A 26,140-nucleotide genomic window follows, 5' to 3' on the forward strand; every position below is an offset into this window, starting at 1 on the left:
TGCGTACCGGAGCGCGGCACGCCAGCCACCGACCAGATCCATTCTCTCGACCAAAGCGAAGGCCTACGACCGTGCGCACGTACAGCCCCAAGCCCGGCGATGTCCAGCGCCAGTGGCATGTCATCGATGCCACCGACATCGTGCTCGGCAGGCTCGCCACCCAGACCGCGACTCTGCTGCGCGGCAAGCACAAGCCTGTGTACGCGCCGCACATCGACACCGGCGACTTCGTCATCGTCGTGAACGCCGAGAAGGTCGCGCTGACCGGCAACAAGCGTGAGCAGAAGATCGACTACCGGCACTCCGGCCGGCCGGGCGGTCTGCGCTCCACCACGTACCGCGACCTCCTCGAGAAGAACCCGCGTCGCGCCATCGAGAAGGCCGTCAAGGGGATGCTCCCGCACAACAGCCTGGGCCGGCAGATGCTGTCCAAGCTGAAGGTGTACGCGGGTCCGGAGCACCCGCACCAGGCCCAGCAGCCCGTGCCGTTCGAGATCGGCCAGGTCGCGCAGTGAGTGAGGACATGACTGACATCACCGTCGACGAGGTCGACACCGACGAGGCTCCCATCGAGAGCTACACCTCCGAGTCCGCGCCGTCGCGCATCTCGAACATCGAGGCCGCCGCGGCCACCGGCCGGCGCAAGCAGGCCATCGCCCGCGTCCGCATCACGCCGGGCACCGGGCAGTGGACCATCAACGGCCGCACGCTCGACACGTACTTCCCGAACAAGGTGCACCAGCAGCTGGTCAGCTCGCCGTTCGTCGAGCTCGAGCTGTCCGACCGCTACGACGTCGTCGCGCGCATCGACGGCGGCGGCGTCACCGGTCAGGCCGGCGCGCTGCGGCTGGGCATCGCCCGCGCGCTCAACGCCGCCGACACCGAGAACAACCGCCCGGCGCTGAAGAAGGCCGGCTTCCTCACCCGCGACGCCCGCGTCACGGAGCGGAAGAAGGCCGGACTCAAGAAGGCCCGCAAGGCGCCTCAGTACAGCAAGCGCTGATCCGCGCACCTGCGCGAGCTTTCGCGAACGGCCCCGGGGGGTTGCACGAACTCCGGGGCCGTTCGCGTTCCCACCCACCGCTGTCCCACTTAGGAGCACCCTTCGTGGCTCGACTCTTCGGCACCGACGGCGTTCGCGGCCTGGCGAACTCCGACCTCACGGCCGAGCTGGCCCTCGACCTGTCCGTCGCCGCCGCCCACGTGCTGGGCGAGATCGGCGCCTTCGGTTCCGGGCGCCGCCCCGTCGCGGTCGTGGGCCGCGACCCGCGCGCGTCCGGCGAGTTCCTCGAGGCCGCGGTCGTGGCCGGTCTCGCCAGCGCCGGCACCGACGTGCTGAAGGTCGGCGTCCTGCCGACCCCGGCCGTGGCGTTCCTCACCGGCATGCTCGACGCCGACCTCGGCGTCATGCTGTCGGCCAGCCACAACCCGATGCCCGACAACGGCATCAAGTTCTTCGCCAAGGGCGGGCAGAAGCTCGACGACGCCATCGAGGACGCCATCGAGGCGCGGCTGCGTGAGCCCTGGAACCGGCCCACGGGCGCCGAGGTCGGCCGCGTGCAGGAGCACCCCGAGGGCCTCGAGACCTACATCTCGCACATCGTCGGCACCGCCCCGTCGCGGCTCGAGGGCCTGCGCGTCGTCGTCGACTGCGCGCACGGCGCCGCCTTCCGCGCGGCCCCCGAGGCGCTGCGCCGGCTGGGCGCCGACGTCATCGCCGTCTGCGCCGAGCCCGACGGCCTGAACATCAACCACAACTGCGGCTCCACCCACCTCGACGTCGTGGCGGCCGAGGTCGTGGCCGCCGGCGCCGACCTCGGCATCGCGCACGACGGCGACGCCGACCGCTGCCTGGCGGTCGACGCCACCGGCGAGATCGTCGACGGCGACCAGATCCTGGCCATCCTCGCGCTCGCCATGCGCTCGCAGGGGTCGCTGCGCCGCGACTCCGTCGTCTCCACCGTCATGTCGAACGAGGGCTTCCGGCTGGCCATGCGGTCCGAGGACATCACCGTCATCGACACTGCCGTCGGCGACCGCTACGTCCTCGAGGCCATGAAGGCCGGCGGCTACAACCTCGGCGGCGAGCAGTCCGGCCACGTCGTCATGCTCGACCACGGCACCACCGGCGACGGCGTCCTGACGGCGGTCCACCTGCTCGCCCAGGTCGCGTCGACGGGGTCCTCGCTGGCCGAGCTGGCCTCCGTCGTGCAGCGGCTCCCGCAGGTCCTGGTCAACGTCAAGGGCGTCGACAAGTCCCGGGTCGCCCTCGACGAGGGCGTCAAGACCGCCGTCGCCGAGGCCGAGACCGAGCTCGGCGACACCGGCCGCGTCCTCCTCCGCCCCTCCGGCACCGAGCCCGTCGTGCGCGTCATGGTCGAAGCGGCCACCCACGACCAGGCCGAGTCGGTCGCCCGTCGCCTTGCCGCCACCGTCCAGGCGGAACTCGCGCTCTAGGGTTCGTTCGCGCCTTGGTGGGGGTCCGGTGGCGGGGGCGGTGAATGCTGCGCCGGCTCCGCTACGCGGCGGTGAAGCATGCCGCGGGCGCTCTTGACGCCGGCTCCGCATTCACCGCCCCCGCCACCTGGTTCGCCCTGCTTGCGCTCTCGACGCCGGCTCCTGTTCCGCCTGGGGTGGCCGCTTGACGGCGGGCTCGCTCGGCTGGGCGCGGGGAAAATGTGTTGCGGGGGGTTGGGTTCGCGGGTGACGCTCGGGGGGTGCAGATCCGACCGATCCACGCGACCGACGACGACTTCGTCGCCTGGTACGACGTCCACCTGAGCGCGCGGCTGGCCGACCACCCCACCGGCCCGCAGTGGCTCGAGCACGAGCTGAAGGTCGTCTACGAAGGCAGCGAGCACCACGGCGCCCGGCTCTGGCTGGCCGAGGACGACGGCAAGGCCGTCGGCGCCGCCGTGCTGGGCCTGCCGCTGCGCGACAACCTGACGCTGGCCGAGCCCGAGGTGTTCGTCCGGCCCGAGGAGTCGCGGCGGGGCGTCGGCAGTGCGCTGCTCGCGACGCTCGACGAGGCCTCGAAGGCCGAGGGCCGCACCAGCCAGATGCTCTACCTCGAGGGTCCCACCGGAACCGACGACACGTCGGGCACGGCGTTCGCCGAGAAGCACGGCTTCACCCGCCGCATCACCGAGATCAGCCGGGTGCAACGGCCGCCGTTCGACCTCGACGGCATCGCGGCGGCCGAGGAGACCGCACGGCCGCACGCGGCCGACTACCGCATCGTCACCTGGCGCGACCACGCTCCCGACCACCTCGTCGACGAGTACGCCCGGCTCGAGCAGCGCATGAGCACCGACGCGCCGCTGGGCGAGCTGGACTACGAGGAGGAGACGTGGGACGCCGCCCGCATCCGCTCCGCGGAGCAGCGGCGCAAGCGGATGCGCCGCGGCTCCTGGGTCGCGGCGGCGATCGCATCCGACGGCAGCATGGCCGGCGTCACCGAGATCTCGTTGTCGCACGACAGCGACGACCACGGCTTCCAGGACGCCACCATCGTCGACCCGCGGCACCGGGGCCATCGGCTCGGCCTGCTGCTCAAGGCGGCCAACCTGCGCCAGCTCGTGGCCGACCGGCCCGGCCTGCAGTCGGTGTGGACGTGGAACGCCGACTCCAACGCCCACATGATCGCGATCAACGAGACGCTCGGCTACCGTGTCGCGGGATGGTCCGCGGGCTACCAGCGGACCCTCTGACCCGACGCGGAGACGGCCCATGAAGATCCGGCGGCTCGACGACACCGGTGACCCCGCCTACCCGGCCTGGTACGCCGCCCACGAGGCCGGGTACGGCCACGACTTCCCGGGCGGGCCGCGCTGGCTCGAGCACGAACTCCAGGTCTACTTCGAGCGCTCCGACGCCTTCGACGTCGCGCTCTGGCTGGCCGAGGACGACGACGGCGCCGTGGTGGGCGCCGCCGCGGTCGTCATGCCGCTGCTCGACAACCGCACGCTGGGCGAGGTCGACCTCGCGGTCCGGCCCGAGGCCCGCCGCCGCGGCATCGGCACCGCACTGCTGCGGGCGCTCGAGGACGAGGCGGTCCGGCGCGGCCGCACTCGGTTCATGGCCGACATCGAGGGACCGCTCGGACCGCAGGAGTCGCCCGGCACCGCGTTCGCCGAACGGCACGGCTACACCCGCCGCATCACCGAGATCAGCCGGGTGCAGCGCCCGCCGTTCGATCTGGACGCGCTGGCCCGGCTCGAGCGCGACGCCGCCGCCCACGCCACCGACTACCGCATCGTCACCTGGCGCGACCGCGTCCCCGACGAGCACGTCGCCGAGTACGCCCGCATGACGGCGCGCATGAGCACCGACGCCCCGCTCGGCGAGCTCGACTACGAGCAGGAGAGCTGGGATCCCGCCCGGGTCCGGATGCGCGAGGCCCGCATGGCCCGCATGCGCCGGCACGCCTGGTGCGCGGCCGCGGTGGCGCCCGACGGGACCTTCGCCGGGCAGACCGCCATCGTGCTGGCCGCCGACGACGACAGCACCGGCATGCAGGGCGAGACCATCGTCGACCCCAGGCACCGCGGGCACCGGCTGGGGCTGCTGCTCAAGATCGCCAACCTGCGCACGCTGCTGCGCGACCGGCCGGGCGTGCGCACCGTCTGGACCTGGAACGCCGACTCCAACACCTACATGATCGCGGTGAACGAGCAGCTCGGCTACGTGCCCGCCGGCTGGCTGGCCGGCTACCAGCGCGACGTCTGACCAGCGGCGACGGCTAGATCTTGCGCAGCCGGATGCGCTGCACCGAGTGGTCCGGGCCCTTGGTCAGCGTCAGCGTGGCCCGGCCGCGCGTCGGCAGGATGTTCTGGGTGAGGTTGGGGCCGTTGATGGTGTCCCACAGCTGCTCGGCCTGCGCGACGGCGGCGTCGTGGTCGAGCTCGCCGTAGCGGCGGAAGTACGACTCCGGCCGCTGGAACGCCGTCTCGCGCAGCCGCAGGAACCGCTCGACGTACCAGCGGCGGACGTCCTTGGGCGAGGCGTCGACGTACAGAGAGAAGTCGAAGAAGTCGCTGACGGCGAGGCCGGAGACGCCGTCGGGGCGGGGGCGGGCCGGCTGCAAGACGTTGAGGCCCTCGATGAGCAGGATGTCGGGCTGCTCGACGGTGGTCTGCTCGCCCTCGATGATGTCGTAGGTCAGGTGCGAGTACACCGGCGCCGTCACGACCGGCTCGCCGGACTTCACCGCCGACACGAACCGCAGCAGCGCCCGCCGGTCGTAGGACTCGGGGAACCCCTTGCGCTGCATGAGACCCCGTCGTTGCAGCTCGGCGTTGGGCAGCAGGAATCCGTCGGTCGTGACCAACGCCACGCGCGGGTGCTCGGCCCACCGCGCCAGCAGCACCCGCAGCAGCCTCGCCGTCGTCGACTTGCCGACGGCGACCGAGCCGGCGATGCCGATCACGAACGGCGTGCGCTCGGCGAACCCGCCGAGGAACGTCGTGGTGGCCTCGTGCAGCCGCGCGGTGGCCCGGAACCGCAGGTTGAGCAGGCGCGACAGCGGCAGGTAGACGTCGCGGACCTCGTCGAGGTCGACGGCGTCCCCGAGCCCACGCAACTCGTCGAGCTCCGCCGCCGTCAGCGACAGCGGCGTCTCGTCCCGCAGGCGCGCCCAGTCGGCACGGGACAGGTCGACGAACGGTGAGGAGTCGTGGACAACAGTCATGATGGCCCTCATTGTGGCCGACTTGTCCTGGCGATGCGCGATCCGGGCCCGAGTGCGGTTACAGTGACCGCCGTGTGTGGGATCGTGGGTTACACAGGACATCGTGAGGCTCTCGGCGTCATCGTCGAGGGGCTGCGGCGGCTCGAGTACCGCGGATACGACTCCGCGGGCGTGGCCATCGTCGCCGACGGCGCGCTCGCCTCGGCCAAGCGGGCCGGCAAGCTGGTGAACCTCGAGAAGGCGCTCGAGGAGCGGCCGCTGCCGTCGTCGGGCACGGGCCTCGGGCACACCCGCTGGGCCACCCACGGCTCGCCCACCGACCGCAACGCCCACCCGCACCTCGACGAGTCCGGCCGGGTCGCCGTCATCCACAACGGCATCATCGAGAACTTCGCCCGGCTGCGCGCCGAGCTCGAGGAGTCCGGCGTCCGGTTCACCTCCGAGACCGACACCGAGGTCGTCGCGCACCTGCTCGCCGCCGAGGTCGCCGCCGGCTCCGAGCTGGTCGACGCCATGCGCACGGTCTGCCGCCGCCTCGACGGCGCCTTCACGCTGCTCGCCGTGCACGCCGACGCCCCCGACCGCGTCGTCGCCGCCCGCCGCAACTCCCCGCTGGTCATCGGCGTCGGCGAGGGCGAGAACTTCCTCGCCTCCGACGTCTCCGCCTTCATCGCGCACACCCGCGAGGCACTCGAGATCGGCGACGGCCAGATCGTCGAGATCACGCCCGACGACGTCACCCTCACCGACTTCGACGGCAACGCCGTCGAGGAGAAGCGGTTCCACGTCGACTGGGACGCCTCGGCCGCCGAGAAGGACGGCTACGACCACTTCATGCTCAAGGAGATCGCCGAGCAGCCCAAGGCGGTCGCCAACACCCTGCTCGGGCGCATCGGCAAGGACGGCCTGCTCTCCCTCGACGAGATGCGCCTCTCCGACGACGAGCTGCGCGAGGTCGACAAGGTCGTCGTCGTGGCCTGCGGCACCGCCTACCACGCCGGCATGGTCGCCAAGTACGCCATCGAGCACTGGACCCGGCTCCCCTGCGAGGTCGAGCTGGCCAGCGAGTTCCGCTACCGCGACCCCGTCGTCGACCGGCAGACCCTCGTCATCGCCATCAGCCAGTCCGGCGAGACCATGGACACCCTCATGGCGCTGCGCTACGCCCGCGAACAGGGCGCTCGCGTGCTGGCCATCTGCAACACCAACGGCGCCACCATCCCGCGCGAGTCCGACGCCGTGCTCTACACCCACGCCGGCCCCGAGGTCGCCGTCGCGTCCACCAAGGCGTTCCTCACCCAGATGATCGCCTGCTTCCTGGTCGGGCTCTATCTCGGCCAGGTCCGCGGCACCAAGTGGGGCGACGAGATCCGCTCCGTCGTGCGCGACCTGTCCGACCTGCCCGCCAAGGTCGACCTCGTCCTCGAGACCATGGAGCCGGTCCGCGAGCTGGCCCGCAACCTCTCCACGGCGACGTCCGTGCTCTTCCTCGGCCGCCACGTCGGCTACCCGGTGGCGTTGGAGGGCGCGCTCAAGCTCAAGGAGCTCGCCTACATGCACGCCGAGGGCTTCGCCGCCGGCGAGCTGAAGCACGGCCCCATCGCGCTGGTCGAAGAGGGCATGCCCATCGTGGTCGTCGTCCCGTCGCCCAAGGGCCGCTCCGTGCTGCACGACAAGATCGTCAGCAACATCCAGGAGGTCCGCGCCCGCGGCGCCCGCACCATCGTCATCGCCGAAGAGGGCGACGAGGACGTCGTGCCGTACGCCGACCACCTGATCCGCGTGCCGGAATGCCCGGTGCTGCTGCAGCCGGTCGTGTCGACGGTGCCTCTTCAAGTCTTCGCATGTGAGATGGCGAGTGCTCGCGGTTTCGACGTCGACCAGCCGCGGAACCTCGCGAAGTCGGTCACCGTCGAGTAGGGGTTGCGTTGGGCGGCCGGGTCGGTGGATGCCGTCCCCGCCCGCCTCGCTCGTTCCTCGCTCGGACGCCCGCGCCTACCCCTGACGGCATCCACCGACCCGGCCGCGTGCTGCTCGGCTCTCGTCGTCGGCTGGCGGTTGCGCTGGTCGACCTCGAACTCCCGCTGGGTGAGTGGGCGGTGGTTGCGCGGGGTTGTCTGCTGCGGTTTCGTTAGGCGAAGTCGGTGCTGAGGAGATCCATGACCAGGCCGTCGCGGCCGGTGATCATGCCGACGGGGCGGAAGCCGACGGCTGCGCAGCAGCGGATCGCCAACTCGTTGGTGGCGGCCGTCTCGACGACGATGCGGTGATGGTCGCAGTCGTCGAACAGGTGCCGGGCCAGGGTGCCGACGGCGTCGCGGCCCAGCCCGCGGCCGTGCAGGTCGGGGTCGAGCAGGATCTCGATGCCGGCGTGGCGGTCGCGCGGGTTGTCGACCTCCCAGTACTGGATCAGCCCGGCGATGCGCCGCCCGGCCAGGATCGTGTACCGCGTCGTGGAGCTGTCGTCGAGCAGCCAGCCGTCGCCGAGGCCGGCCGGATCCCACCACTGCTTGACCTCGGGCGTGCTGATGATGTGCAGCAGCATGGGCACGTCATCGGCCGCGACGGGGCGCAGGACGACGTGCTCGCCGGCCAATCCGCCCACGAGTGCCAATTCGCCCATAGGCGCGAGTGTAGGTCGAGCGTGGCGTATCGGCATGCGGAACGCCCGGCGGGTGGGCCGTCTAGGGTGGGTGACGTGATCGTGGGCGTGGGAATCGACGTCGTCGACGTGCGGCGGTTCGCCGAGACGCTGGAGCGGACCCCGCGGCTCGCCGTCCGCGTCTTCACCCCGGCCGAGCGGTCCCGGTCGGTCGCGTCGCAGGCCGCGCGGTTCGCCGCCAAGGAGGCGCTGGCCAAGGCGCTCGGCGCGCCCCAGGGTCTGCTCTGGCACGACGCCGAGGTGGTCAGCGACGCCGACGGGCGGCCCTGGTTCGAGGTCCGCGGCACGGTGAAGGAGCGCTGCGAGCACCTGCACGTCGACACCGTGCACCTGTCCTTGTCGCACGACGCGGGTGTGGCGTCGGCCATCGTGATCCTCGAGGGCGGCAACCGGTGAAGACCGTCCACACCGTCGAGGAGGTGCGGGCCGCCGAGGAGGCGCTCATGGCCCGGCTGCCCGACGGCGCGCTCATGCAGCGGGCGGTCGCCGGGCTGGTGACGGTGTGCGCGCGGCTCCTGCGCGAGTCCGGCGGGGTCTACGGCGCCCGCGTGGTCGTGCTGGCCGGAGCCGGCAACAACGGCGGCGACGCGCTCTGGGCCGGTGCGCGGCTGGCCCGCCGCGGCGCGCACGCCGACGCCGTCCTGCTGGACCCCGCGAAGGCGCACGCCGAGGGCCTGACGGCGTTCCGCTCGGCCGGCGGGCGGGTGGTGTCCGTCGACGACGGCGTCGGGCTGCGGTCCGCGCTGGCGCAGGCCGACCTCGTGCTCGACGGCATCCTGGGCATCGGCGGGCGGGGCGGGCTGCGGGGCGACGCCGCCCGGCTGGCGGCGCTGCTGCGCGAGGGCCGGACGGCGGGCGCCGTCGTCGCCGTCGACCTCCCCAGCGGCGTCGATCCCGACACCGGCGAGACCCCGGGTGACGCCGTCGCAGCCGATCACACCGTCACCTTCGGCACGCTGAAGGCGGCCCTGGTCGTCGACCCCGGGGCGGCCGCGGCCGGCACTCTGCACTTCGCCGACATCGGGCTCGGGCCGTTCCTGCCCGAGGCCGAGATGACCGTGCTCGACGACGCCGACGTCGCCGCGCTGCTGCCCGACCCCGGTCGTGAGTCGGACAAGTACTCCCGCGGCGTCGTCGGCGTGCTCGCCGGCTCGGCGCAGTTCCCGGGCGCCGCGGTGCTGGCCACCGGCGGTGCGCTGCACGGCGGCGCCGGCATGGTCCGCTACGCCGGGCCCGACGCCGTCGCCACCGAGGTGCGCGAACGCTGGCCCGAGGCGATCGCCGGGCCGTCGCCGGACGCCGTCGGGCGGGTGCAGGCGTGGACCATCGGCTCCGGCCTGGGCGACGGCCGCGAGGACGACGTCCGCGCCGCGCTGGGCGCCGGGCTGCCGGTGCTGGTCGACGCCGACGGCCTGCGCTGGTTGCCGGAGCGGTTCACCGGCCCGGCCCTGCTGACCCCGCACGCCGGCGAGCTGTCCCGGCTGCTCGACGTCGACCGGTCCGCTGTCGAGGCGCGCCGGTTGCACCACGCACGCGAGGCGGCGCGGCGCTGGAACGCCGTCGTGCTGCTCAAGGGGTCGACGACGGTGCTGGCGGCGCCCGACGGGCGGGTCCGGGTGAATCCCACCGGGACGTCGGCGCTGGCGGCCGCGGGCACCGGCGACGTGCTGGCCGGGCTGGCCGGATCACTGCTGGCCGGCGGGCTGTCGCCGCTCGACGCGGGCAGCGTGGCGGCGTTCGCGCACGGCCTCGCGGGGCAGCGCGCGGCGGCCGGGTCCGGATACCCGAGCGCCGGTGACGTCCTGGCCGCACTGCCCGCCGTCCTGCGGTCCCTGCGTGGTCCTGTCGGCGGCGGCTGACACAATCGGAGACGTGGTGACCGATCAGTACGGCCCGGGGCCCGTACCTCACGCGGAGGTGCGGGTCGACCTCGCCGCCATCCGCGACAACGTCGCCGAACTCGCCGTCCGCTCCGCCCCCGCGCAGGTCATGACGGTCGTCAAGGGCGACGCGTACGGACACGGGCTGGTGCCGGCGGCGCGCGCCGCGAAAGCCGGCGGCGCCGGCTGGCTCGGCACCGCCACCCTGGCCGAGGCGCTGGCGCTGCGGGCCGCCGGGGTCGGCGGACGGGTCATGGCCTGGCTCAACGCGCCCGGCGAGCGCTGGGCCGACGCTCTGGCCGCCGAGGTCGACGTGTCCGCGTCGGCGCCCTGGGCGGTCGCCGAGATCGCCGCGGCCGCGCGCGAGGTGGGCCGCACCGCGCGGGTGCACCTCAAGGCCGACACCGGCATGGGCCGGGCCGGGGCGCCGCTCGCCGACTGGCCCACGCTGGTCGACGACGCCCTGAAGGCGCAGGCCGAGGGGCTGATCGAGGTCGTGGGGCTGTGGTCGCACCTGGCCCGCGCCGACGAGCCCGGGGAGCCGGCCAACGCCTCCCAGCTGGCCGCGTTCCGCGACGCCGTCGAGCTGGCCGAGTCGCGCGGCGTCCGCCCCGAGGTCCGCCACCTCGCCAACTCCGCCGCCACGCTCACCATGCGCAGCGCCCACTTCGACCTCGTCCGGCCCGGCCTGGCCTCGTACGGCCTGTCGCCGGTGCCGCGGCAGGTCGCGCCGGGCGACGTCGGCCTGCGCCCGGCCATGTCGGTGCGGGCGCGGCTGGCCCTGGTCAAGCGGGTGCCGGCCGGGCAGGGCGTGTCGTACGGCCACCACTACGTCACCGACCGCGAGTCCTCGCTCGGGCTGGTCCCGCTCGGGTACGCCGACGGCGTGCCGCGGCACGCGTCCGGCGGCACCGCTGGTCCCGGCGCGCCGGTGCTCATCCGCGGCGTCACCCGGCGCATCGCCGGGCGGGTCTGCATGGACCAGTTCGTGGTCGACCTCCGCGACGACGACGTCCGCGCCGGCGACGAGGTGGTGCTGTTCGGCGACGCCGCGGCCGGCGAGCCCACGGCGCAGGACTGGGCCGACGCCACCGGAACCATCTCGTACGAGATCGTGACCCGGTTCGCTCCCCGGCTTCCCCGGGTCTACGTCAACGGAGAGCTGTGAGCAGGCTGGTCGCCGCCGGGCGCACGGCCGGCATGATCGGCGCCTGGGTCGGTGTGGCCACCGCGGGCGCCGCCGTCGGATTCGCTGCGGAGCGCTATGCCATGGGCAGATCCCTGAAGAAGGACGATCCCTACGCCGACGAGCCGTTCGGGTCGCTGCGCGGCGCCGCCCGCACGGTCCTCACCGACGACGGCGTCGCGCTGCACGTCGAGGTCGACGAGGCGCCCGAGGCCGGCCGCGACGTGCCGACCCTGGTGTTCTGCCACGGCTTCGCCCTCACCACCGACGCGTGGCACTTCCAGCGGCGCGACCTTCGCGGCAGCGCGCGGCTGGTCTTCCTCGACCAGCGCGGGCACGGGCGCTCCGGCCCGTTGCCCGACGACGGCGACCTCTCGTTCCGCCGCCTCGGCGCCGACCTCGGGCTGGTGCTCGACGAGGTGGTGCCCAAGGGGCCCATCGTGCTCGTCGGGCACTCCATGGGCGGCATGACGGTGCAGGCGCTGGCCGAGGACCGCCCCGACCTGTTCGGCCGGCGCATCGTCGGCGCCGCGCTCATCGCGACCAGCGGGCAGAAGCTCGACGTGTCGGGGCTCGGCCTGCCCGGCTACCTCGGCCGGCTGGCCGGACGCGCCGCGCCGGCCGCCGTCTCGATCCTGGCCCGCAAGCCCGAGCTGGTCGAGCGCGGCCGCAAGATGGGCAGCGACCTCGCCTACGTGCTCACCCGCCGCTACGCCTTCGCCGAGGGCGGCTCCCCGAAGCTGGTCGAGTTCACCGCCATCATGAACGCCGCCGTTCCCATCGACGTCGTCGCGCGGTTCTTCCCGCTCTTCGGCGAGCTCGACGCGGCCGAGGCGATCCCCGTCCTGGCGAAGATCCCCGTGCTCGTCATCGGCGGCGAGCGCGACCAGATGACGCCGGTGCAGCACAGCCGCGACCTCGCCGACGCGCTGGTCGACGTCGAGTACATCGAGGCCACCGACGCCGGGCACATGGTGCTGCTCGAACGGCACGAGGTGGTCACCGAGGCGCTGCGCACGCTGGTGGAACGGACCCGTCGCGGTGGCCGGCCGCGGCGGCTGAGCAGCCGCATCGCGTCGGTCCGGCGACGGCGCACCAAGGAGGACTGAGCGTGATCGACCTCGACGTCCCCGACGCCGAGTCCATGACGGCGCTGGGCGAGCGGCTCGCGGCAGTGCTGCGGGCCGGTGACCTGGTGCTGCTCGGCGGCGACCTGGGGGCCGGCAAGACGACGTTCGCCCAGGGGGTCGGCGCCGGGCTCGGCGTGCGCGGCCCCGTCACGTCGCCGACGTTCGTCATCGCGCGCGTGCACCCGTCGCTGGTCGACGGCCCGCCGCTGGTACACGTCGACGCCTACCGGCTGGGTGGCTGGGACGAGCTCGAGGACATCGACCTCGAGGCCACGCTCGACGAGGCCGTCACGCTGGTCGAGTGGGGTGAGGGCGTCGCCGAAGGGCTGGCCGGCGACCGCCTCGAGATCCACATCGACCGCTGGCACGGCGGCGACGACGGCGACAGCTCGGTGGCGAGCGAGGTGCGGCACGTGCACGTTCGCGCCGTCGGCGGCCGCTGGGACGAGTCGGCCCTGGCGGCTGCGGTGCGGCCGGTGCGGTCGTGACGGAGCGAGTGCCCCTCGACGACGACGAGCTGGCGGCCCTCCTGGCCGCAGGTGACGCCGTCGTCGATGCCGATCTCGCCGGGCGCGACCTCTCCGAGCTGCTCGAGGCGGCCGGGCCGGTGCCGCGGGTGTTCCGCCGCTGCGACCTCACCGACGCCCGGCTCACCCGGGGCGCGCTCATCGGGGCGACGTTCGAGGCCTGCGTCATGGACGGCGCCGGCTTCGGCCAGGCCGACCTCGATGGCTCGGTCTGGAAGGGCGGCTCGGCGGCCAAGGCGGTGTTCTCGCGCGCCGATGTCTCCGACGCCACGTTCGACGGCGTCGACCTCGCCAACACCGTCTGGCGCGACACGCTGATCGCGGGCACGGCGTTCACCGGCTGCCGGTTGGTCGGCGCCCGCTTCGACGAGTCCCGCGGGCTGGGCGCCACCTTCCGGCGCTGCAACCTCATGCTGGCCGGTCTGTCCGGCATCAGCCTGCGTGGCCAGGAACTCGACGGCCTGCGCATGGACGACGCCGTGCTGTCGGGCGCGGACCTGCGCGACACCGTCTGGACCGACTCGCGGCTGCGCGGCGCGGTGCTGCGGGCGGCAGAGCTCGACGGCGCCGACCTGCGCGGCGCCGACCTCGGCGACTTCTCCTGGCAGGAGGCGCAGCTCCTGTCCGGCGCGACCATCTCCGCCGAGCAGGCGACGGCCCTGCTCGCTCAACTCGGCATCGTTGTCGATTAGACGGCGTCAGCTCCGCCGGGCGCCGACCTTCGTCAGATCGATCTCCACGTCGTACGGGACCGAGAGCACCAGCCGGTCGTGGTGGATCCCGGTGATGGCGTACTGTCCGGCGGGATTGCGGGTATAGGTGTACACGACCGCGCGACCGTCGTCGTCCTCGATGCGCCAGAAGTGCTCGATGCCTGCGCGCGCGTACAGGTGCGGCTTGGTGTCGCGGTCGCGATCGGCCGAGTCGGCCGATACGGCCTCGACCGCGAGCACGACCTCGTCGGCCTCGAAGTGGTTCGCCTGGTCGTCGCGGTCGAACGCCTCGCTGCTCAGCACGATGACGTCGGGTGTGGGTACCTGCCGGTCATCGAGCCGGACCGCCATCTCGCGAGCCGCGCGCAGCTCCGCCGGCGCCTGCCGGTCGAGCTCGTACACGAGCAGGCTGACGACCCGGCTGTGCCAGCTCGTCTGGGGTCCCGTGAACACGAGGCCGCCGTCGATCAGTTGCGTGCGCTTCGGCAGTCCTCTGAGCCTCAGGAACGTCTCCGCCGTGAAGCCGCCGGATGGGTAGACCCAGGCCGGCACCGGCTCCATGAACGGTGCGTGCGTCTCGTCGACCACCCGGCCGACGGTAGCAACGTCAGGCCTGTTCGGCAGGGGTGCTGGTCGCGGCGTCGCGCTCGGCCGCCGCGTCCTCCTGGGCCGGGCGGTCGCCGGGGTGACGCAAGGCGATCAGGAACGCGACCCCCAGGGCCACCGCCATGCCGATCAGCACCGCCCGCATGCCCTGCGCGAAGTCGGCCGCGACCGCCTGCTCGACCGCGCGGCGAGCCGAGGCCGGCACCTGGCTCAGGTCGCGCTCGCCGCCGCCGCTGGCCGCGGCCCGCCGCGCCAGGTCGTCCGCCGTCCCTCGGCCGACACCCAGCCCGACCAGCGACGACGCGAACCGGTCGGTGAACACGTGCGTCGCGATCGTGCCGAGCACCGCGAACCCGAGCGCCGACCCGTAGTTGCGGATCGTCTGGTTGATGCCGGTGACCTCGCCGTAGGACGCGTCGTGGGTGCGGCTGACCGCGTCGGCGCTGGACGGCCCGAGCAGGAAGCCGATGCCGGCGCCGGCCAGCAGCAGCGGGTGGTGCTGGTCCGAGGCGTTCAGCGTCGTCACCTGCGTCGCCCACCACACGTAGCCGGCGACGCCCACCAGGCAGCCGAGCAGGATCGTCGGCTTCGCGCCGCGCGCGTCGAAGATGCGCCCGCCGACCTGCGCCGCCAGCAGGAAGCCGAGGAAGTACAGCAGCAGCAGGATGCTCACGCCGTTCGCGTCCAGGCCCAGCGAGACCGCCCCGTACACGCTGAGGAAGTACGACACCGGCACGAACCCGACCATCGCGAAGAACAGCACGCCGGAGTCGACCCGGAAGCCGCGCAGCCGGAAGATGTCCAGCCGGATCAGCGGCGGCTGCCGGCGTCGCTCGACCAGCACGAACACCACCAGCACCAGCGCGCCCGCCACCAGGCAGGCCCAGGTCCGGACGCTGTCCCAGCCCCACACCGCCGACTGCGAGAAGCCGATGACGCTCAGCGCCATGCCGGCCGCCACCAGCACCGCGCCCACCCAGTCGATCCGGCCCGGGCGCCGCTCGCGGGTGATCGGCGCCAGTGTGACGGTGATCAGCGCGGCCGCCGCGACCGGCAGGTTGATCCAGAAGATGACCCGCCACGACCACTCCAGCAGGTAGCTGCCCAGGATCGGGCCGAGCGCCGTGAACGCGCCGGTGAGGCCGAAGAACATCGCCATCGACCGGCCGCGCCGCTCCGGCGCCGCGCTGCCGTAGACGATCGAGATCGCCGCGGGCAGCAGGACGGCGGCGAACACGCCCTGCGCCGCCCGCGCCGTGATCAGCCACGCCTCCGCCCACGACGTGTCCGGGGTGGCGCCGCACAGCGCCGACGTGATCGCGAACCCGGCGACGCCGACCAGGACCATCCGCCGCGGCCCCCAGGCGTCGGCGATCCGGCCGCCGAGGGCGAACGTCGCGGCCAGCGCGACCAGGTAGGCGTTGATCACCCATTCGCCCTGGTTGCTGGTGAGGCCGAGGTCGTTCTGCAGGTCCGGCGAGGCGATCGCGACGATCGTCTGGTCGATGAACGACATGGAGACCGCGAGGATCATCGACACCATCACGAGCGGCGACATCCGGGCGGTGGGCGTCGAAACGGTCATGACCATCCAGCCTCGGTCCGGGTCCGCCGCGCCCAGGTCACCCGAACTGGGTGAGGTGCGCGCCGCGGACGTAGGGTGGGCGGGTGCTGTTGCTGGCCCTGGACACGTCGACCCCCGCGGTGACGGTGGCGCTGCACGACGGCGAGCGGGTGCTGGCCGACGCCACCACCGTCGACCCCCGTCGGCACACCGAGCTGCTCATGCCGCTGGTCACCACGGTGCTCGCCGAGGCGGGCGCCACCCGTCGCGACCTCACCGAGATCGCCGTCGGCGTCGGACCCGGGCCGTTCACCGGCCTGCGCGTCGGCCTGGCCGCGGCGCGCACCATGGGCGCCGTCCTCGACCTCCCGGTCCGCGGCGTCTGCAGCCTCGACATCGTCGCGTACGGCGTGCTCGCGACCGACCCGCCGGGCGAGCCGTTCGCCGTCGCCACCGATGCGCGCCGCCGTGAGGTCTACTGGGCGGTCTACGACGGCGACGGCGTGCGCACCGCCGGTCCCGACGTGGGCCCAGCCGCCGACGTCGCCGGCACATCCGCCGGTGCGTCCGCGGGTGCGTCCGCGCTGCCCGCCGCCGGGGCGGGGCCGCGGCTCTACCCCGACGCGTTCGCCCGCGCGCTCGACCCCGAGTATCCGTCGGCCGCCCACCTGGCCGCCGCCGTCGCCGCGAAGGCCGTCGAGATCCTGCCGCCCGACCCGCTCTACCTGCGCCGCCCCGACGCCACCCCGCCGAGCGCGCGCAAGAGCGTCCTCACCCGGTGACGGCCGTCCTGCGGCCCATGCGCTGGCAGGACCTCGACGTCGTCGTCCCGCTGGAGCAGGAGCTGTTCGCCGGCGACCCGGCCTGGTCCGCGGAGCAGTTCTGGTCCGAGCTGGCCGGCGTCCCGGAGTCGCGCTGGTACGTCGTCGCGGAGTCCGCCGGCGCCGTCGTCGGCTATGCCGGGCTGCAGGCGCCGGCCTACACCGGCGACCCCGCCGACGTCCTGACCATCGCCGTCGCGCCGTCGTCGCAGCGGGGTGGTGTGGGGACGCTGCTGATGACGGCGCTCGAGGCGGAGGCGCGCCGCCGTGGCGCCGGCGAGCTGCTGCTCGAGGTCCGCGCCGACAACGATCCGGCGCTGGCCTTCTACACGCGGCACGGGTTCGAGCGCATCGCCGTCCGGCGCCGGTACTACGGCGGCGGCCGCGACGGGCTCGTCCTGCGCAAGTGGCTGCGAGCCGCCCCGGCGGCGGAGGGATAATCGGCGACGTGAGCGACCAGCCCCTGATCCTCGGCATCGAGACCTCCTGTGACGAGACCGGCGTCGGCCTGGTGCGCGGCACCACGCTGCTCGCCAACGCCGTCGCCAGCTCCGTCGACGAGCACGTCCGCTTCGGCGGCGTCGTCCCCGAGGTGGCCAGTCGCGCGCACCTCGAGGCCATGGTGCCGACGCTGCAACGGGCCCTGGCCGAGGCCGGGGTCACCCTGGGCGACATCGACGCCGTCGCCGTCACCGCAGGTCCGGGCCTGGCCGGCGCGCTCATGGTCGGGGTGTCGGCGGCCAAGGCGCTCGCCGTCGCGCTCGACAAGCCGCTCTACGGCGTGAATCACCTCGTCGGGCACGTGGCAGCCGAGCAGCTCGAGAACGGGCCGCTGACCGAGCCGGTGGTGGCGCTGCTGGTGTCCGGCGGCCACACCGAGATCCTGCTGGTCGAGGACATCGCGACCTCGGCGACGCTGCTCGGCCAGACCTTGGACGACGCCGCCGGCGAGGCGTTCGACAAGGTCGCCCGGCTCATCGGGCTCAAGTACCCGGGCGGGCCGAACATCCAGCGCGCGGCTCTCGAGGGTGACCCGGCGGCGATCCGGTTCCCGCGCGGGCTCACCAGCCAGCGCGACCTCGAGCGGCACCGTTACGACTTCTCCTTCTCCGGCCTCAAGACCGCGGTCGCCCGCTGGGTCGAGACGGCCGAGCGGGCCGGCGACCCGGTGCCCGTCGCCGACGTTGCCGCGGGCTTCCAGGAGGCGGTGGCCGACGTCCTGACGCGCAAGGCCGTTCTGGCGTGTCAGGAGCGCGGCATCTCGACCATGGTCCTGGCCGGCGGCGTGGCGGCGAACGCCCGGCTGCGCGAGCTGACGCAGTCGCGATGTGCCGACGCGGGCATCGAGCTGCGGCAGCCGCGGTTCTCGCTGTGCACCGACAACGGTGCCATGATCGCCGCCCTCGGCGCCGCCGTGGTCGAGCGGGACCTCCCGCCGTCGTCGCTCGACTTCGCGTCGGACTCCTCCCTCCCCGTCACCCAGGTCCTGGTCGGGTAGTGCTGGAGGTGGCAGCCGGTGTTGATCATGGAGAAGAGCGGGTTCCGGGTCACTCAGAACCCGCTTTTCTCCATGATCAACAATGATCTGAGGGGCGTTAGAGGCGTTCGAGGGCGGCGGGGAGCTCGCTGAGGTCGCCGATGACGACGGCGGCGGTGTCGGCCAGCGCGTCCGGGTCGGGCGGGAAGTGCGGGTTCGGCACGGCGACGACGGTCATGCCCGCAGCGTGGGCGGAGCGCAGCCCGTTGGTGGAGTCCTCGACGGCGGCGCTGCGGCGCGGGTCGACGTCGAGGCGGCGGGCGGCCTCCAGGTAGACGTCCGGGGCGGGCTTGCCGGCGCGGACCTCCTCGCTCGACACCGCGACGAGCACGAGGTCGCCGAGCCCGGCGACGTCGAGGAACGACGTGATCAGCACCGGCGGCGACGAGCTGGCGATGCCGACGGGGCACCGCACGGCCACCGCCCGCACCGCGTCGACCGCGCCGTCGATGACCGGCGGTGCGTCGGCGTAGCGGCGGGCCATCTCGTCGACGACGGTGGCAGCAGCCTGTTCCGCGGTGAGTCGCGCTCCGAGCGCGTCCACGAGGTAGCGGGCCCACTCGGGCGTGCTCATGCCCTGCATCGCCCGGGTCGCCTCGTCCGTCCAGGCGCCCCCGTGCTCGGCGACGACCGCCCGGCGCACCTCGTCCCACGCCCGCTCGGAGTCGACCAGCACGCCGTCGAGATCGAAGACCACCGCATCCATGCCCGCCACGCTACCGGGCGGTCAGCGGGGCTCGGGGATGAGCCAGAGCCCGCCACGAGGCCGCAGGGTGATCAGCGGCTCCAGCCGCAGCGGCCGGCCGGGGACGGGACGCAGCCGCCAGCGCCCGGCGATGGTCGCGAGGCCGAGCACGGCCTCGGTCCAGGCGAAGCCCTCGCCGATGCAGCGGCGCAGGCCGGCGCCGAACGGGAAGAACGCCCACCGCGGCCGATCGGACGAGCCCGAGCCGCCGCCGGCGCCGTCGGACAGCCAGCGCGACGGGTCGAACGAGTAGGGGTGCGGCCACCAGCGCGCATCGTGGTGGACGATCCACTGTGGCAGCAGGACGAGGTCGCCGGGCTGGATGACGTGCGGGCCGACCGGGTGCTCGACCAGCGCCTGGCGGCCCATCATCCACGACGGCGGGTACAGGCGCAGCGCCTCGGAGACGACGGCGCGGCACAGCGGCAGCCGATCGGCGTCGCCCGGCGCGGGCACCCCGGCGCCGCCGGAACCGCCGCCACCGCAGACCGCGTCGACCTCGTCCTGGACCGCCGCCTGCACGGACGGGTGCACCGCGAGCAGGTGCAGCGCATAGGCCAGCGTGTTCGCCGTCGTCTCGTGGCCGGCCAGCAGCAGCGTCGTCGCCTCGTCGCGCAGCTCCTGCGACGACAGGGCCGCGCCGTCGCCGTCGGGCCCCAGGACCAGCGCGGACAGCAGGTCGCCGCCGTCGTGACCCGACGAGGCGCGCTCGGCCACGACGGTGTCGACCAGCCCGTGCAGCCGGGACTTCCCCCGCTGTAGCCGCCGCAGCGGCCCGACCGGCAGCCCCTGCAGCTTCTGGCTGAACGGCAGGAACGCCAGCTTGTACGCGCTGAGGAAGTCGGCCAGCGCCCCCTCGACGGTGCCGACGTCGACGGAGGTGCCGAGCAGGGTCGACGCCGCGGTCTCGACCGTCATCCGGACCGTCGACGCGTGCACGTCGAGGGGCTCGCGCGGCGTCCACGTCGACGACACGTCGGCGAACCGGTCGATCATCACCGACGAGTACCCGGCGATGCGCCGCGAGTGGAACGCCGGCTGCACGAGGTCGCGGTGGTGGCGGTGCACGTCGCCCTCGGCGGTGAGCAGGCCGTCGCCGAGCACGATCTTGGCGCGCTGCAGCACCATGCCCTTCCGGAACCCGGCCGCGTCCGTGACCAGCACGGACCGGACGTGGTCGGGGTGCGCCAGCTGCCAGACGGGGAACGGGCCGAGCCGGAACCGGGCGACGTCGCCCTGGTCGCGGTGCATCGACGTGATGAAGCGGAGCCGGTCGGACTGGAACGCGAGCAGGTCACCGACGACCGGCAGCGAACGGCGCATACCCCGACGCTACGAGTGACCCGGCCCACGCCGCCACCCGTTCGCTCACGGGCCGGACGGCCGGCGTGGCAGACTGGCGGAAATGCGGCGACTGCTCTTCCTCCTCGCCGGCGCACTGCTGCTGGCCTCGTGCGGGTCCGGCGACGACGGTGACACCGGCGGCAACGACGACGGCGACTCCTCGGCCACCGACACGGGCGTACCCACGACCAACCCGACGCCCACCCCGTCGCCGACGCCGACCACCCCGCCACCGCTGGCCTGGGGACCGACCCAGGACGAGTACGACCAGGCGGCCGCGCTGGTCGTGGACATGCCGGTCGAGCGGCAGGCCGGGCAGGTCATCGTCGCCCGCTACAGCGGCCTCGAGCCGCCGACCAGCCAGATCGCCGAGCTCGGCCTCGGCGGCGTCATCCTCATGGGCGACAACGTCGAGTCGCCGGACCAGGTCACCAGCGCGACCGCCGCGATCCAGGAGGCGGGCGGCGACCGCGGCTACCCCGTCATCATCGGCATCGACCAGGAGGGCGGCACCGTCGCGCGCATCAAGGAGCCGGCGACGGAGTTCCCCGCCTACATGACCCTCGGCGCGTCCCGCGACACCGCCATGGCCGCCGAGGTCGCGCAGGCCAGCGGCGAGGAGCTGCGCGGCATGGGGCTGACCATGGTGTTCGCGCCCGACGCCGACGTCACCACCGGCCCGGACGACCCCACCATCGGCACGCGGTCGGCGTCGTCGGACCCGCAGGTGGTGGCCGAGACGGTGCAGGCGTCGCTGCGGGGCTACGCGGAGTCCGGCATCCTCGCGGTGTCGAAGCACTTCCCGGGCCACGGCTCGGTCCCCGCCGACAGCCACGAGGAGCTGCCGGTGCAGACGGCGAGCCTCGACGAGCTGCGCGCCCGCGACTTCGTGCCGTTCCAGGCGGCGGTCGAGGCGGGCGCCGAGGCGATCATGGTCGCGCACATCGACGTCGAGGCGGTCGACCCGGGCGTGCCCTCGTCGCTGTCGCCCGAGGTCATCGGGCTGCTCCGGGACGAGCTCGGATTCGAGGGCGCGGTCGTCACCGACGCCCAGGACATGGCCGCGATCAGCGAGGGCTACGGCTCCGGCGCGGCCGCCGTCAAGGCCCTGGCCGCGGGCGCCGACATCGTGCTGATGCCGGCCGACGTCGAGTCCGCGCACACCGCCATCGTCGACGCCGTCGCCACCGGTGAGCTGCCCGCGGACCGGCTGGCCGAGGCCGCCACCCGCGGTGTCGCGCTCATGCTGCACGAGGCATCCGGGCCGGCACCCGACCCGGCCGTTGTCGGCACCCACGAGGACCTCTCCTACGAGGAGTCCCTGGGCGGCCTGACGGTGGTCGCCGGCGCCTGCGAGGGGCCGCTGGTCGACGGCGTCATCCGCGTGGTCGGCGGCGAGGAGGCCGACCGCGTCCGCTTCGACGCGGCCGCCGCGGCCGCCGGGCTGACCACGGACGCGAACGCCCCGACCACCGTGCGGCTGCTCGGCGGCACCGACCCCGGCTCCGGCGACGTCGTCGTGGCGCTGGACCGGCCCTACGCGCTGGGCCGCAGCGAGGCTCCGGTGAAAATCGCGCTGTACGGACGCACGCCCGGGGCGTTCCGGGCGCTCGCCGAGGTGCTGGCCGGCACATCGGCGGCGACAGGAACGCTCCCGGTCACCGTCGACGGCGTTGAGCAGCAGGGCTGCCCCGGTTAGGGGTGTCTGACGGATCGTCCGCAGGACGTCGTCGATCACCCCGGTCTCGTGTCGCTCCCGCCGGAAGCCGGGATGATCACGGAGAAGGACAACGAGGCCCCGCACCTCTTCGTGATCATCGAGGGGCAAGTCGGCCAGGTCGATGTGAGATCTCTGCGTGATCTGGGTGGCGCTGCTGTCGCTGTGGCAACAGTTTCCTCACCCACTCAGCGCAGTGATCTCACACCGTTGAAATGTCGGCTCAGAACGCGAGCGGCACCCACACCCGCAGCTCCGACGGTCCGCGGTTGGCCCAGACGGCGTACGGGATCGCGGTCAGCGTGACCGGTCGGCCGGCCGGGCCGGGCGCCTCGTCCAGCGTGGCCCAGCCGGCGCCGTCCCACGCGGGATCCGCGCCCTCGACGCCGTCGACCTGGATGGACAGCACGTCCTCGCCGAGCTGCGGCGCCGGCACGACGACCAGCTCCGATCCCGGGTCGATCGCGACGGTCGTCAGGTCGACCAGCTCGCCGGGCAGGGCCGCGGCGGCGTCGGCCGGCTTCTCCAGGCAGTAGACGACCGGGCCGCGCTCGATCGCGACGCAGCCGCGGACCGCGTCGACGCCGGGGTGGGGGACGGTCAGCCGCGGCTCGACCGGCAGCTCCAGCACGACGGTGTCACCGGCGGCCCAGTCGCGGGTCACCACGTGGTAGCCGCGGGCGTCCGGAGCTGCCGCCGTCGTCTCGCCGCCGGCCACCGTCACCGTTGCACCCCCGCGCGCCCACGACGGGACTCGCAGCGACAGCGCCCACGACCCGCCCGGCGCCTCGTCGACGACGACCGTGACGGTGCCGGTCCGCGGGTACTCGGTCTGGACGCGGACCACGGCGCCGGCGTCCCAGGCCACCGTCGCGGGCAGGTACTGGTGCAGCTGCACGCCGCCGTCGTCCACCGTCGCGACGTAGCCGGTCAGCGAGGCGACCGTCCGCATGATGTTGGGCGGGCAGCAGGCGACGTCGAACCAGTCGGCCCGGGTGCCCGGCGCGTCGGTGCGCAGCGGCTTCGTCCCGCGCGCGGGCGCCGGCCGGGCCTTCCGCCGTTGCATCGGGTTGACGTAGAAGAACGCGGTCCGGTCCGCCGAGGTCGACGCCGCGAACGCGTTGTGGAGGATCCGCTCGATGAGGTCGGCGTACTTCCCGTCGCCGGTGGCCAGCAGCAGCCGCCACGACACCATGACGCTGGCGATCGCCGCGCAGGTCTCGCCGTAGACGAGGTCCGGCGGCAGCTCGTACGCGTCGCCGAACGCCTCGCCCTCGAACCGCGAGCCGACGGCGCCGGTGAGGTACGTCTTGCCAGCCACCATGGACCGCCACTGGGCCTCGGCGGCCTCGAGCAGCGCCGCCTCGCCGGTCTCGAGGTACACGTCCACGACGCCGGCCAGCAGGTACAGCGCGCGGACGGAGTGCCCCACGATCTCGGTCCGCGAGCGCACCGGCACGTCGTCCTGGAAGTACGCCGGCCCGAACAGCCCGTTGCCCAGCAGCCCGTGCCCGCGCACGTCGAGCAGGTGCTCCGCGAGGTCGAGGTAGGCCCGCACGCCGGTGTACCGGTAGAGCTCGACCAGCGCGGTCTCGATCTCCGGGTGGCCGTCGGTGCCGGTCAGCCGTCCGTCGCGGCCGAACTCGGTGACCAGGAGGTCGGCGAAGGCGCGCCCGATGTCCAGCAGCCGCTCGTCGCCGGTGACCCGGGCGTGCGCGATCCCGGCCTGTATCAGGTGGCCGCCGACGTACAGCTCGTGCCCGCGCGGCAGGTCCGCCCAGCGCCCGGCCAGCCCGGCCTGGACGAACGTGTTGAGGTAGCCGTCGCCCTCCTGGGTCTTCGTGAGCAGGCCGACGGCGTCCGTGACCGCCTCGTCCCAGGGCGCGTGCGCGCCGTGCGCGAGGTCCCAGCCGATCGCCTCGAGCGTCTTGTACAGGTCGGAGTCGCAGAACACCCAGCCCTTGCGCGGGGCGTCGGACTCGCCCCACAGCCGGCGGAAGTTGTCGATGACGCCGTCCTTCTCCAGCCAGTGCAGCCCGTGCGGGATGGTGGCCGCGCGGTTCGCCTGCTGCCACCGCGCCCACGGCCCGCCGGTGAGGCGGACGTCGGTGACGGCGAGCGGCCGCAGCGCGAGCTGCTCCTGCGCGAGCGGGGAGCAGGTCGCGACGACCTGGCGCTGGGCCGGACCGGACGAGTCGTGCATCGTGGTGTCCACCTTCGGATCGTGAGACGGAGAGACGGTCAGCCGCGCAGGGCGCCGTTGAGCAGCCCGCTGACGTAGTAGCGCTGCAGCACGAGGTACAGCACCAGGCACGGGATCATGGCGACCACGACGCCGGCCTGCAGGGCGCCGTAGTCGATCTCGCCGAACGTCCCGGACCGGACGTTGACCAGCATGATCGGCAGTGTGTACTTGTCGCCGTCGTTGAGGAAGATCAGCGGCGCCAGGAACTCGTTCCACGACGCCAGGAACGCGAACAGCGCGATGGTGACGATGCCCGGCGTCACGATGCGCAGCGACACGTGCCGCAGCGCCTTGACCGGGCCGCAGCCGTCGAGCAGCGCCGCCTCCTCGAGCTCGACCGGCACCGAGTCGAACGCGTTGCGCATGATGAGGATGCCGAACGGCAGCTGGAACATGATCATGACCAGTGCGAGCCCGACCAGCGAGTCCTGCAGGCCGAGGTTGCGCAGCAGGATGTACAGCGGCAGCAGCATGGTCGCGTACGGCACCATGAGGATCGCCAGGATCACGACGAACAGCGGCTTCTTGCCGCGGAACGTGTAGCGCGAGAACCCGTAGCCGGCCAGCGTGCACACGACGACCGTCCCGGCCACCGTCAGCACGGCCGTGAACAGGCTGTTCCACGAGTAGCCGAGCAGGCCGATGCCGTACTCCGCGAGCCGCGTGTAGTTGCCGAACGAGAACGCCGCCGGCAGCAGGTCGCCCGAGCGCGCGTCCTCGGGCGAGCGCAGCGACGACACCACGGCCCACGCCAGGGGGAACAGGAAGAGGATGGCCGCGGCCACGCTCACCAGGTGGAACAGCGAGGTGCGGGTCTTGTTCATGGACGTCGTCACTCCTACGTGTCGTTCCGGCGCAGCAGCGGCAGCTGGATCGCGCTGATCAGCAGCAGGACCACGAGCAGCACGACCGACAGCGCGGCCGCCCGGCCCATGTCGAAGGACACGAAGGCCTTGTTGTAGACGGCGAACACGACGCTGGTGGTGCTGTTGTCGGGGCCGCCCTTGGTCAGGATGAGGAACTGGTCGAACGCCAGCAGCGAGCCGGTGACCGACAGGATGAACAGCAGCGCCAGGATCGGGCGCAGGAACGGGATCGTGATGTAGCGCAGCTGCTGGATCGGCCGCGCGCCGTCGACCCGGGCCGCCTCGTACAGCTCGCGGGGGATCGACTGCAGCCCCATCAGCAGGATGATCACCTGGAAGCCGATGAACTTCCACACCACCAGCGCGATCGTCGTCCAGAACGCCAGCCGCGGCGTCGCCAGGAACTGGATCGGCTCGTCGGTCAGTCCGAGGGTCATCGGCAGCTGGTTGAACACGCCGAGGACGGTGTCGGAGTCGACGAACCAGAGCAGCGTCGCCGCGGCCGTGCCCACGACGTAGGGCAGGAAGTACGCCGTCCGGTAGAACTTCGACCCGCGCCGGTTGCTGTTGGCGATCGCGACCAGCAGGAACGACACCCCGAACATGACGACCGTGGTCACGGCCGTGTACACGAGCGTGAACCGGATGGCGCCGGTGAACATCTCGTCGCCCGGGATGGCCGCGTAGTTGTCCAGCCCGGTCCACGTCGGCTCGCCGAGCAGTGGATAGTCCGTGAAGGACATCCACACCAGCATCCCGAGCGGGATCAGGAACAGCACCAGCGTGGTCAGCGCCGCCGGTGCGACGAACAACTGGCCCGTCACGGCCGCACGGGCCCTTCTCGACAACAACGGTCGCATCCTTTCTGTCGGCGACGGCGTCAACTGCGGTCTGGCGGTCCCCCGGGG

General features: G+C 73.2%; 25 protein-coding genes. 16 read left to right on the forward strand and 9 right to left on the reverse strand.

Translation table 11 applies throughout. The features are described from left to right. Positions 1 to 71: 71 nt before the first annotated feature. The 5 genes from rplM to HD601_RS13770 all read left to right on the forward strand — a co-directional run bounded on the left by rplM (position 72) and on the right by HD601_RS13770 (position 4,728). Complete coding sequence (gene rplM, locus HD601_RS13750; RefSeq protein ID WP_184822701.1) at positions 72 to 515, forward strand: 50S ribosomal protein L13; 444 nt, start codon at positions 72 to 74, stop codon at positions 513 to 515. Positions 516 to 523: 8 nt separating this feature from the next. After that, positions 524 to 1,003 (forward strand): 30S ribosomal protein S9, encoded by a 480-nt coding sequence (rpsI, locus tag HD601_RS13755; protein ID WP_184822702.1) that lies wholly within the window; start codon positions 524 to 526, stop codon positions 1,001 to 1,003. 104 nt (positions 1,004 to 1,107) lie between these two features. Continuing rightward, positions 1,108 to 2,457 (forward strand): phosphoglucosamine mutase, encoded by a 1,350-nt coding sequence (gene glmM, locus HD601_RS13760; RefSeq protein ID WP_184822703.1) that lies wholly within the window; start codon positions 1,108 to 1,110, stop codon positions 2,455 to 2,457. Between the two features lie 260 nt (positions 2,458 to 2,717). Then, positions 2,718 to 3,710, forward strand: a complete 993-nt coding sequence (locus HD601_RS13765) for a GNAT family N-acetyltransferase (protein ID WP_184822705.1) — start codon at positions 2,718 to 2,720, stop codon at positions 3,708 to 3,710. A 19-nt stretch (positions 3,711 to 3,729) separates the two neighbouring features. Next, a complete protein-coding gene (locus HD601_RS13770; RefSeq protein WP_184822708.1) occupies positions 3,730 to 4,728 on the forward strand; it encodes a GNAT family N-acetyltransferase in 999 nt (332 codons plus the stop codon). 13 nt (positions 4,729 to 4,741) lie between these two features. Here the strand turns inward: HD601_RS13770 and coaA are convergent, their stop codons facing one another. Then, positions 4,742 to 5,689 (reverse strand): type I pantothenate kinase, encoded by a 948-nt coding sequence (coaA, locus tag HD601_RS13775; RefSeq protein ID WP_221440950.1) that lies wholly within the window; start codon positions 5,687 to 5,689, stop codon positions 4,742 to 4,744. Positions 5,690 to 5,761: 72 nt separating this feature from the next. On the opposite strand from coaA, the gene glmS reads away from it, so the two are divergent. Then, positions 5,762 to 7,609: a glutamine--fructose-6-phosphate transaminase (isomerizing) gene (gene glmS, locus HD601_RS13780; protein ID WP_184822713.1), complete on the forward strand. Its 1,848-nt coding sequence runs from the start codon at positions 5,762 to 5,764 to the stop codon at positions 7,607 to 7,609. A gap of 211 nt (positions 7,610 to 7,820) precedes the next feature. Here the strand turns inward: glmS and HD601_RS13785 are convergent, their stop codons facing one another. After that, entirely contained in the window at positions 7,821 to 8,312 is a 492-nt protein-coding gene (locus tag HD601_RS13785) for a GNAT family N-acetyltransferase (RefSeq protein ID WP_184822715.1), read from the reverse strand. Between the two features lie 75 nt (positions 8,313 to 8,387). Here HD601_RS13785 and HD601_RS34790 point away from each other — a divergent pair, with 75 nt between their 5' ends. The 6 genes from HD601_RS34790 to HD601_RS13815 are packed head-to-tail and all read left to right on the forward strand — an operon-like array spanning position 8,388 to position 13,766. Beyond that, a complete protein-coding gene (locus HD601_RS34790) occupies positions 8,388 to 8,747 on the forward strand; it encodes a holo-ACP synthase (RefSeq protein WP_184822717.1) in 360 nt (119 codons plus the stop codon). After that, on the forward strand, positions 8,744 to 10,210 hold the full coding sequence (locus HD601_RS13795) for an NAD(P)H-hydrate dehydratase (RefSeq protein ID WP_184822719.1): 1,467 nt from the start codon (positions 8,744 to 8,746) through the stop codon (positions 10,208 to 10,210). Before HD601_RS34790 ends, HD601_RS13795 begins: the two co-directional genes overlap by 4 nt. 16 nt (positions 10,211 to 10,226) lie before the next feature. Then, entirely contained in the window at positions 10,227 to 11,399 is a 1,173-nt protein-coding gene (gene alr / locus HD601_RS13800) for an alanine racemase (RefSeq protein ID WP_184829821.1), read from the forward strand. Further along, a complete protein-coding gene (locus HD601_RS13805; RefSeq protein WP_221440955.1) occupies positions 11,396 to 12,526 on the forward strand; it encodes an alpha/beta fold hydrolase in 1,131 nt (376 codons plus the stop codon). Before alr ends, HD601_RS13805 begins: the two co-directional genes overlap by 4 nt. After that, positions 12,523 to 13,035 carry a tRNA (adenosine(37)-N6)-threonylcarbamoyltransferase complex ATPase subunit type 1 TsaE gene (gene tsaE / locus HD601_RS13810; protein WP_281386686.1) on the forward strand — a complete coding sequence of 171 codons (513 nt, stop codon included), beginning with the start codon at positions 12,523 to 12,525 and terminating at the stop codon, positions 13,033 to 13,035. Before HD601_RS13805 ends, tsaE begins: the two co-directional genes overlap by 4 nt. Next, entirely contained in the window at positions 13,032 to 13,766 is a 735-nt protein-coding gene (locus HD601_RS13815; RefSeq protein ID WP_221440957.1) for a pentapeptide repeat-containing protein, read from the forward strand. The genes tsaE and HD601_RS13815 overlap by 4 nt, the downstream gene beginning before the upstream one ends. A gap of 6 nt (positions 13,767 to 13,772) precedes the next feature. Here the strand turns inward: HD601_RS13815 and HD601_RS13820 are convergent, their stop codons facing one another. Together HD601_RS13820 and HD601_RS13825 are read right to left on the reverse strand one after the other, a co-directional pair. Further along, complete coding sequence (locus HD601_RS13820) at positions 13,773 to 14,375, reverse strand: Uma2 family endonuclease (protein WP_221440958.1); 603 nt, start codon at positions 14,373 to 14,375, stop codon at positions 13,773 to 13,775. Positions 14,376 to 14,394: 19 nt separating this feature from the next. Further along, the gene (locus HD601_RS13825) at positions 14,395 to 15,978 is read right to left on the reverse strand and encodes an MFS transporter (RefSeq protein WP_221440959.1); all 1,584 of its coding nucleotides are present in this window, start codon (positions 15,976 to 15,978) and stop codon (positions 14,395 to 14,397) included. A gap of 83 nt (positions 15,979 to 16,061) precedes the next feature. Between HD601_RS13825 and tsaB the strand changes: the two genes are divergently transcribed. The 3 genes from tsaB to tsaD are packed head-to-tail and all read left to right on the forward strand — an operon-like array spanning position 16,062 to position 18,276. Next, entirely contained in the window at positions 16,062 to 16,739 is a 678-nt protein-coding gene (tsaB, locus tag HD601_RS13830; RefSeq protein WP_184822722.1) for a tRNA (adenosine(37)-N6)-threonylcarbamoyltransferase complex dimerization subunit type 1 TsaB, read from the forward strand. Then, on the forward strand, positions 16,736 to 17,218 hold the full coding sequence (rimI, locus tag HD601_RS13835; RefSeq protein WP_221440960.1) for a ribosomal protein S18-alanine N-acetyltransferase: 483 nt from the start codon (positions 16,736 to 16,738) through the stop codon (positions 17,216 to 17,218). Before tsaB ends, rimI begins: the two co-directional genes overlap by 4 nt. An 8-nt stretch (positions 17,219 to 17,226) precedes the next feature. Next, positions 17,227 to 18,276, forward strand: a complete 1,050-nt coding sequence (tsaD, locus tag HD601_RS13840; protein ID WP_184822724.1) for a tRNA (adenosine(37)-N6)-threonylcarbamoyltransferase complex transferase subunit TsaD — start codon at positions 17,227 to 17,229, stop codon at positions 18,274 to 18,276. A 97-nt stretch (positions 18,277 to 18,373) separates the two neighbouring features. On the opposite strand, the gene HD601_RS13845 is transcribed toward tsaD, so the two are convergent. Both HD601_RS13845 and HD601_RS13850 read right to left on the reverse strand, forming a co-directional pair. Continuing rightward, on the reverse strand, positions 18,374 to 19,021 hold the full coding sequence (locus HD601_RS13845; protein ID WP_184822726.1) for an HAD family hydrolase: 648 nt from the start codon (positions 19,019 to 19,021) through the stop codon (positions 18,374 to 18,376). A 21-nt stretch (positions 19,022 to 19,042) separates the two neighbouring features. Further along, positions 19,043 to 20,383 carry a cytochrome P450 gene (locus HD601_RS13850; RefSeq protein WP_184822728.1) on the reverse strand — a complete coding sequence of 447 codons (1,341 nt, stop codon included), beginning with the start codon at positions 20,381 to 20,383 and terminating at the stop codon, positions 19,043 to 19,045. An 82-nt stretch (positions 20,384 to 20,465) separates the two neighbouring features. Between HD601_RS13850 and HD601_RS13855 the strand changes: the two genes are divergently transcribed. Beyond that, on the forward strand, positions 20,466 to 22,103 hold the full coding sequence (locus HD601_RS13855) for a glycoside hydrolase family 3 protein (protein WP_221440961.1): 1,638 nt from the start codon (positions 20,466 to 20,468) through the stop codon (positions 22,101 to 22,103). Between the two features lie 241 nt (positions 22,104 to 22,344). Here the strand turns inward: HD601_RS13855 and HD601_RS13860 are convergent, their stop codons facing one another. The 3 genes from HD601_RS13860 to HD601_RS13870 are packed head-to-tail and all read right to left on the reverse strand — an operon-like array spanning position 22,345 to position 26,056. Next, positions 22,345 to 24,336 carry a beta-L-arabinofuranosidase domain-containing protein gene (locus HD601_RS13860; protein ID WP_221440962.1) on the reverse strand — a complete coding sequence of 664 codons (1,992 nt, stop codon included), beginning with the start codon at positions 24,334 to 24,336 and terminating at the stop codon, positions 22,345 to 22,347. Between the two features lie 26 nt (positions 24,337 to 24,362). Continuing rightward, positions 24,363 to 25,190, reverse strand: coding sequence for a carbohydrate ABC transporter permease (locus HD601_RS13865; RefSeq protein ID WP_184822730.1), 828 nt, complete (start codon positions 25,188 to 25,190; stop codon positions 24,363 to 24,365). A 14-nt stretch (positions 25,191 to 25,204) separates the two neighbouring features. Beyond that, positions 25,205 to 26,056 carry an ABC transporter permease subunit gene (locus tag HD601_RS13870; RefSeq protein WP_221440963.1) on the reverse strand — a complete coding sequence of 284 codons (852 nt, stop codon included), beginning with the start codon at positions 26,054 to 26,056 and terminating at the stop codon, positions 25,205 to 25,207. Between the last annotated feature and the right edge of the window lie 84 nt (positions 26,057 to 26,140).

Origin of the sequence: Jiangella mangrovi, assembly GCF_014204975.1 — a bacterium.
In the GTDB taxonomy this organism is placed as follows: domain Bacteria; phylum Actinomycetota; class Actinomycetes; order Jiangellales; family Jiangellaceae; genus Jiangella; species Jiangella mangrovi.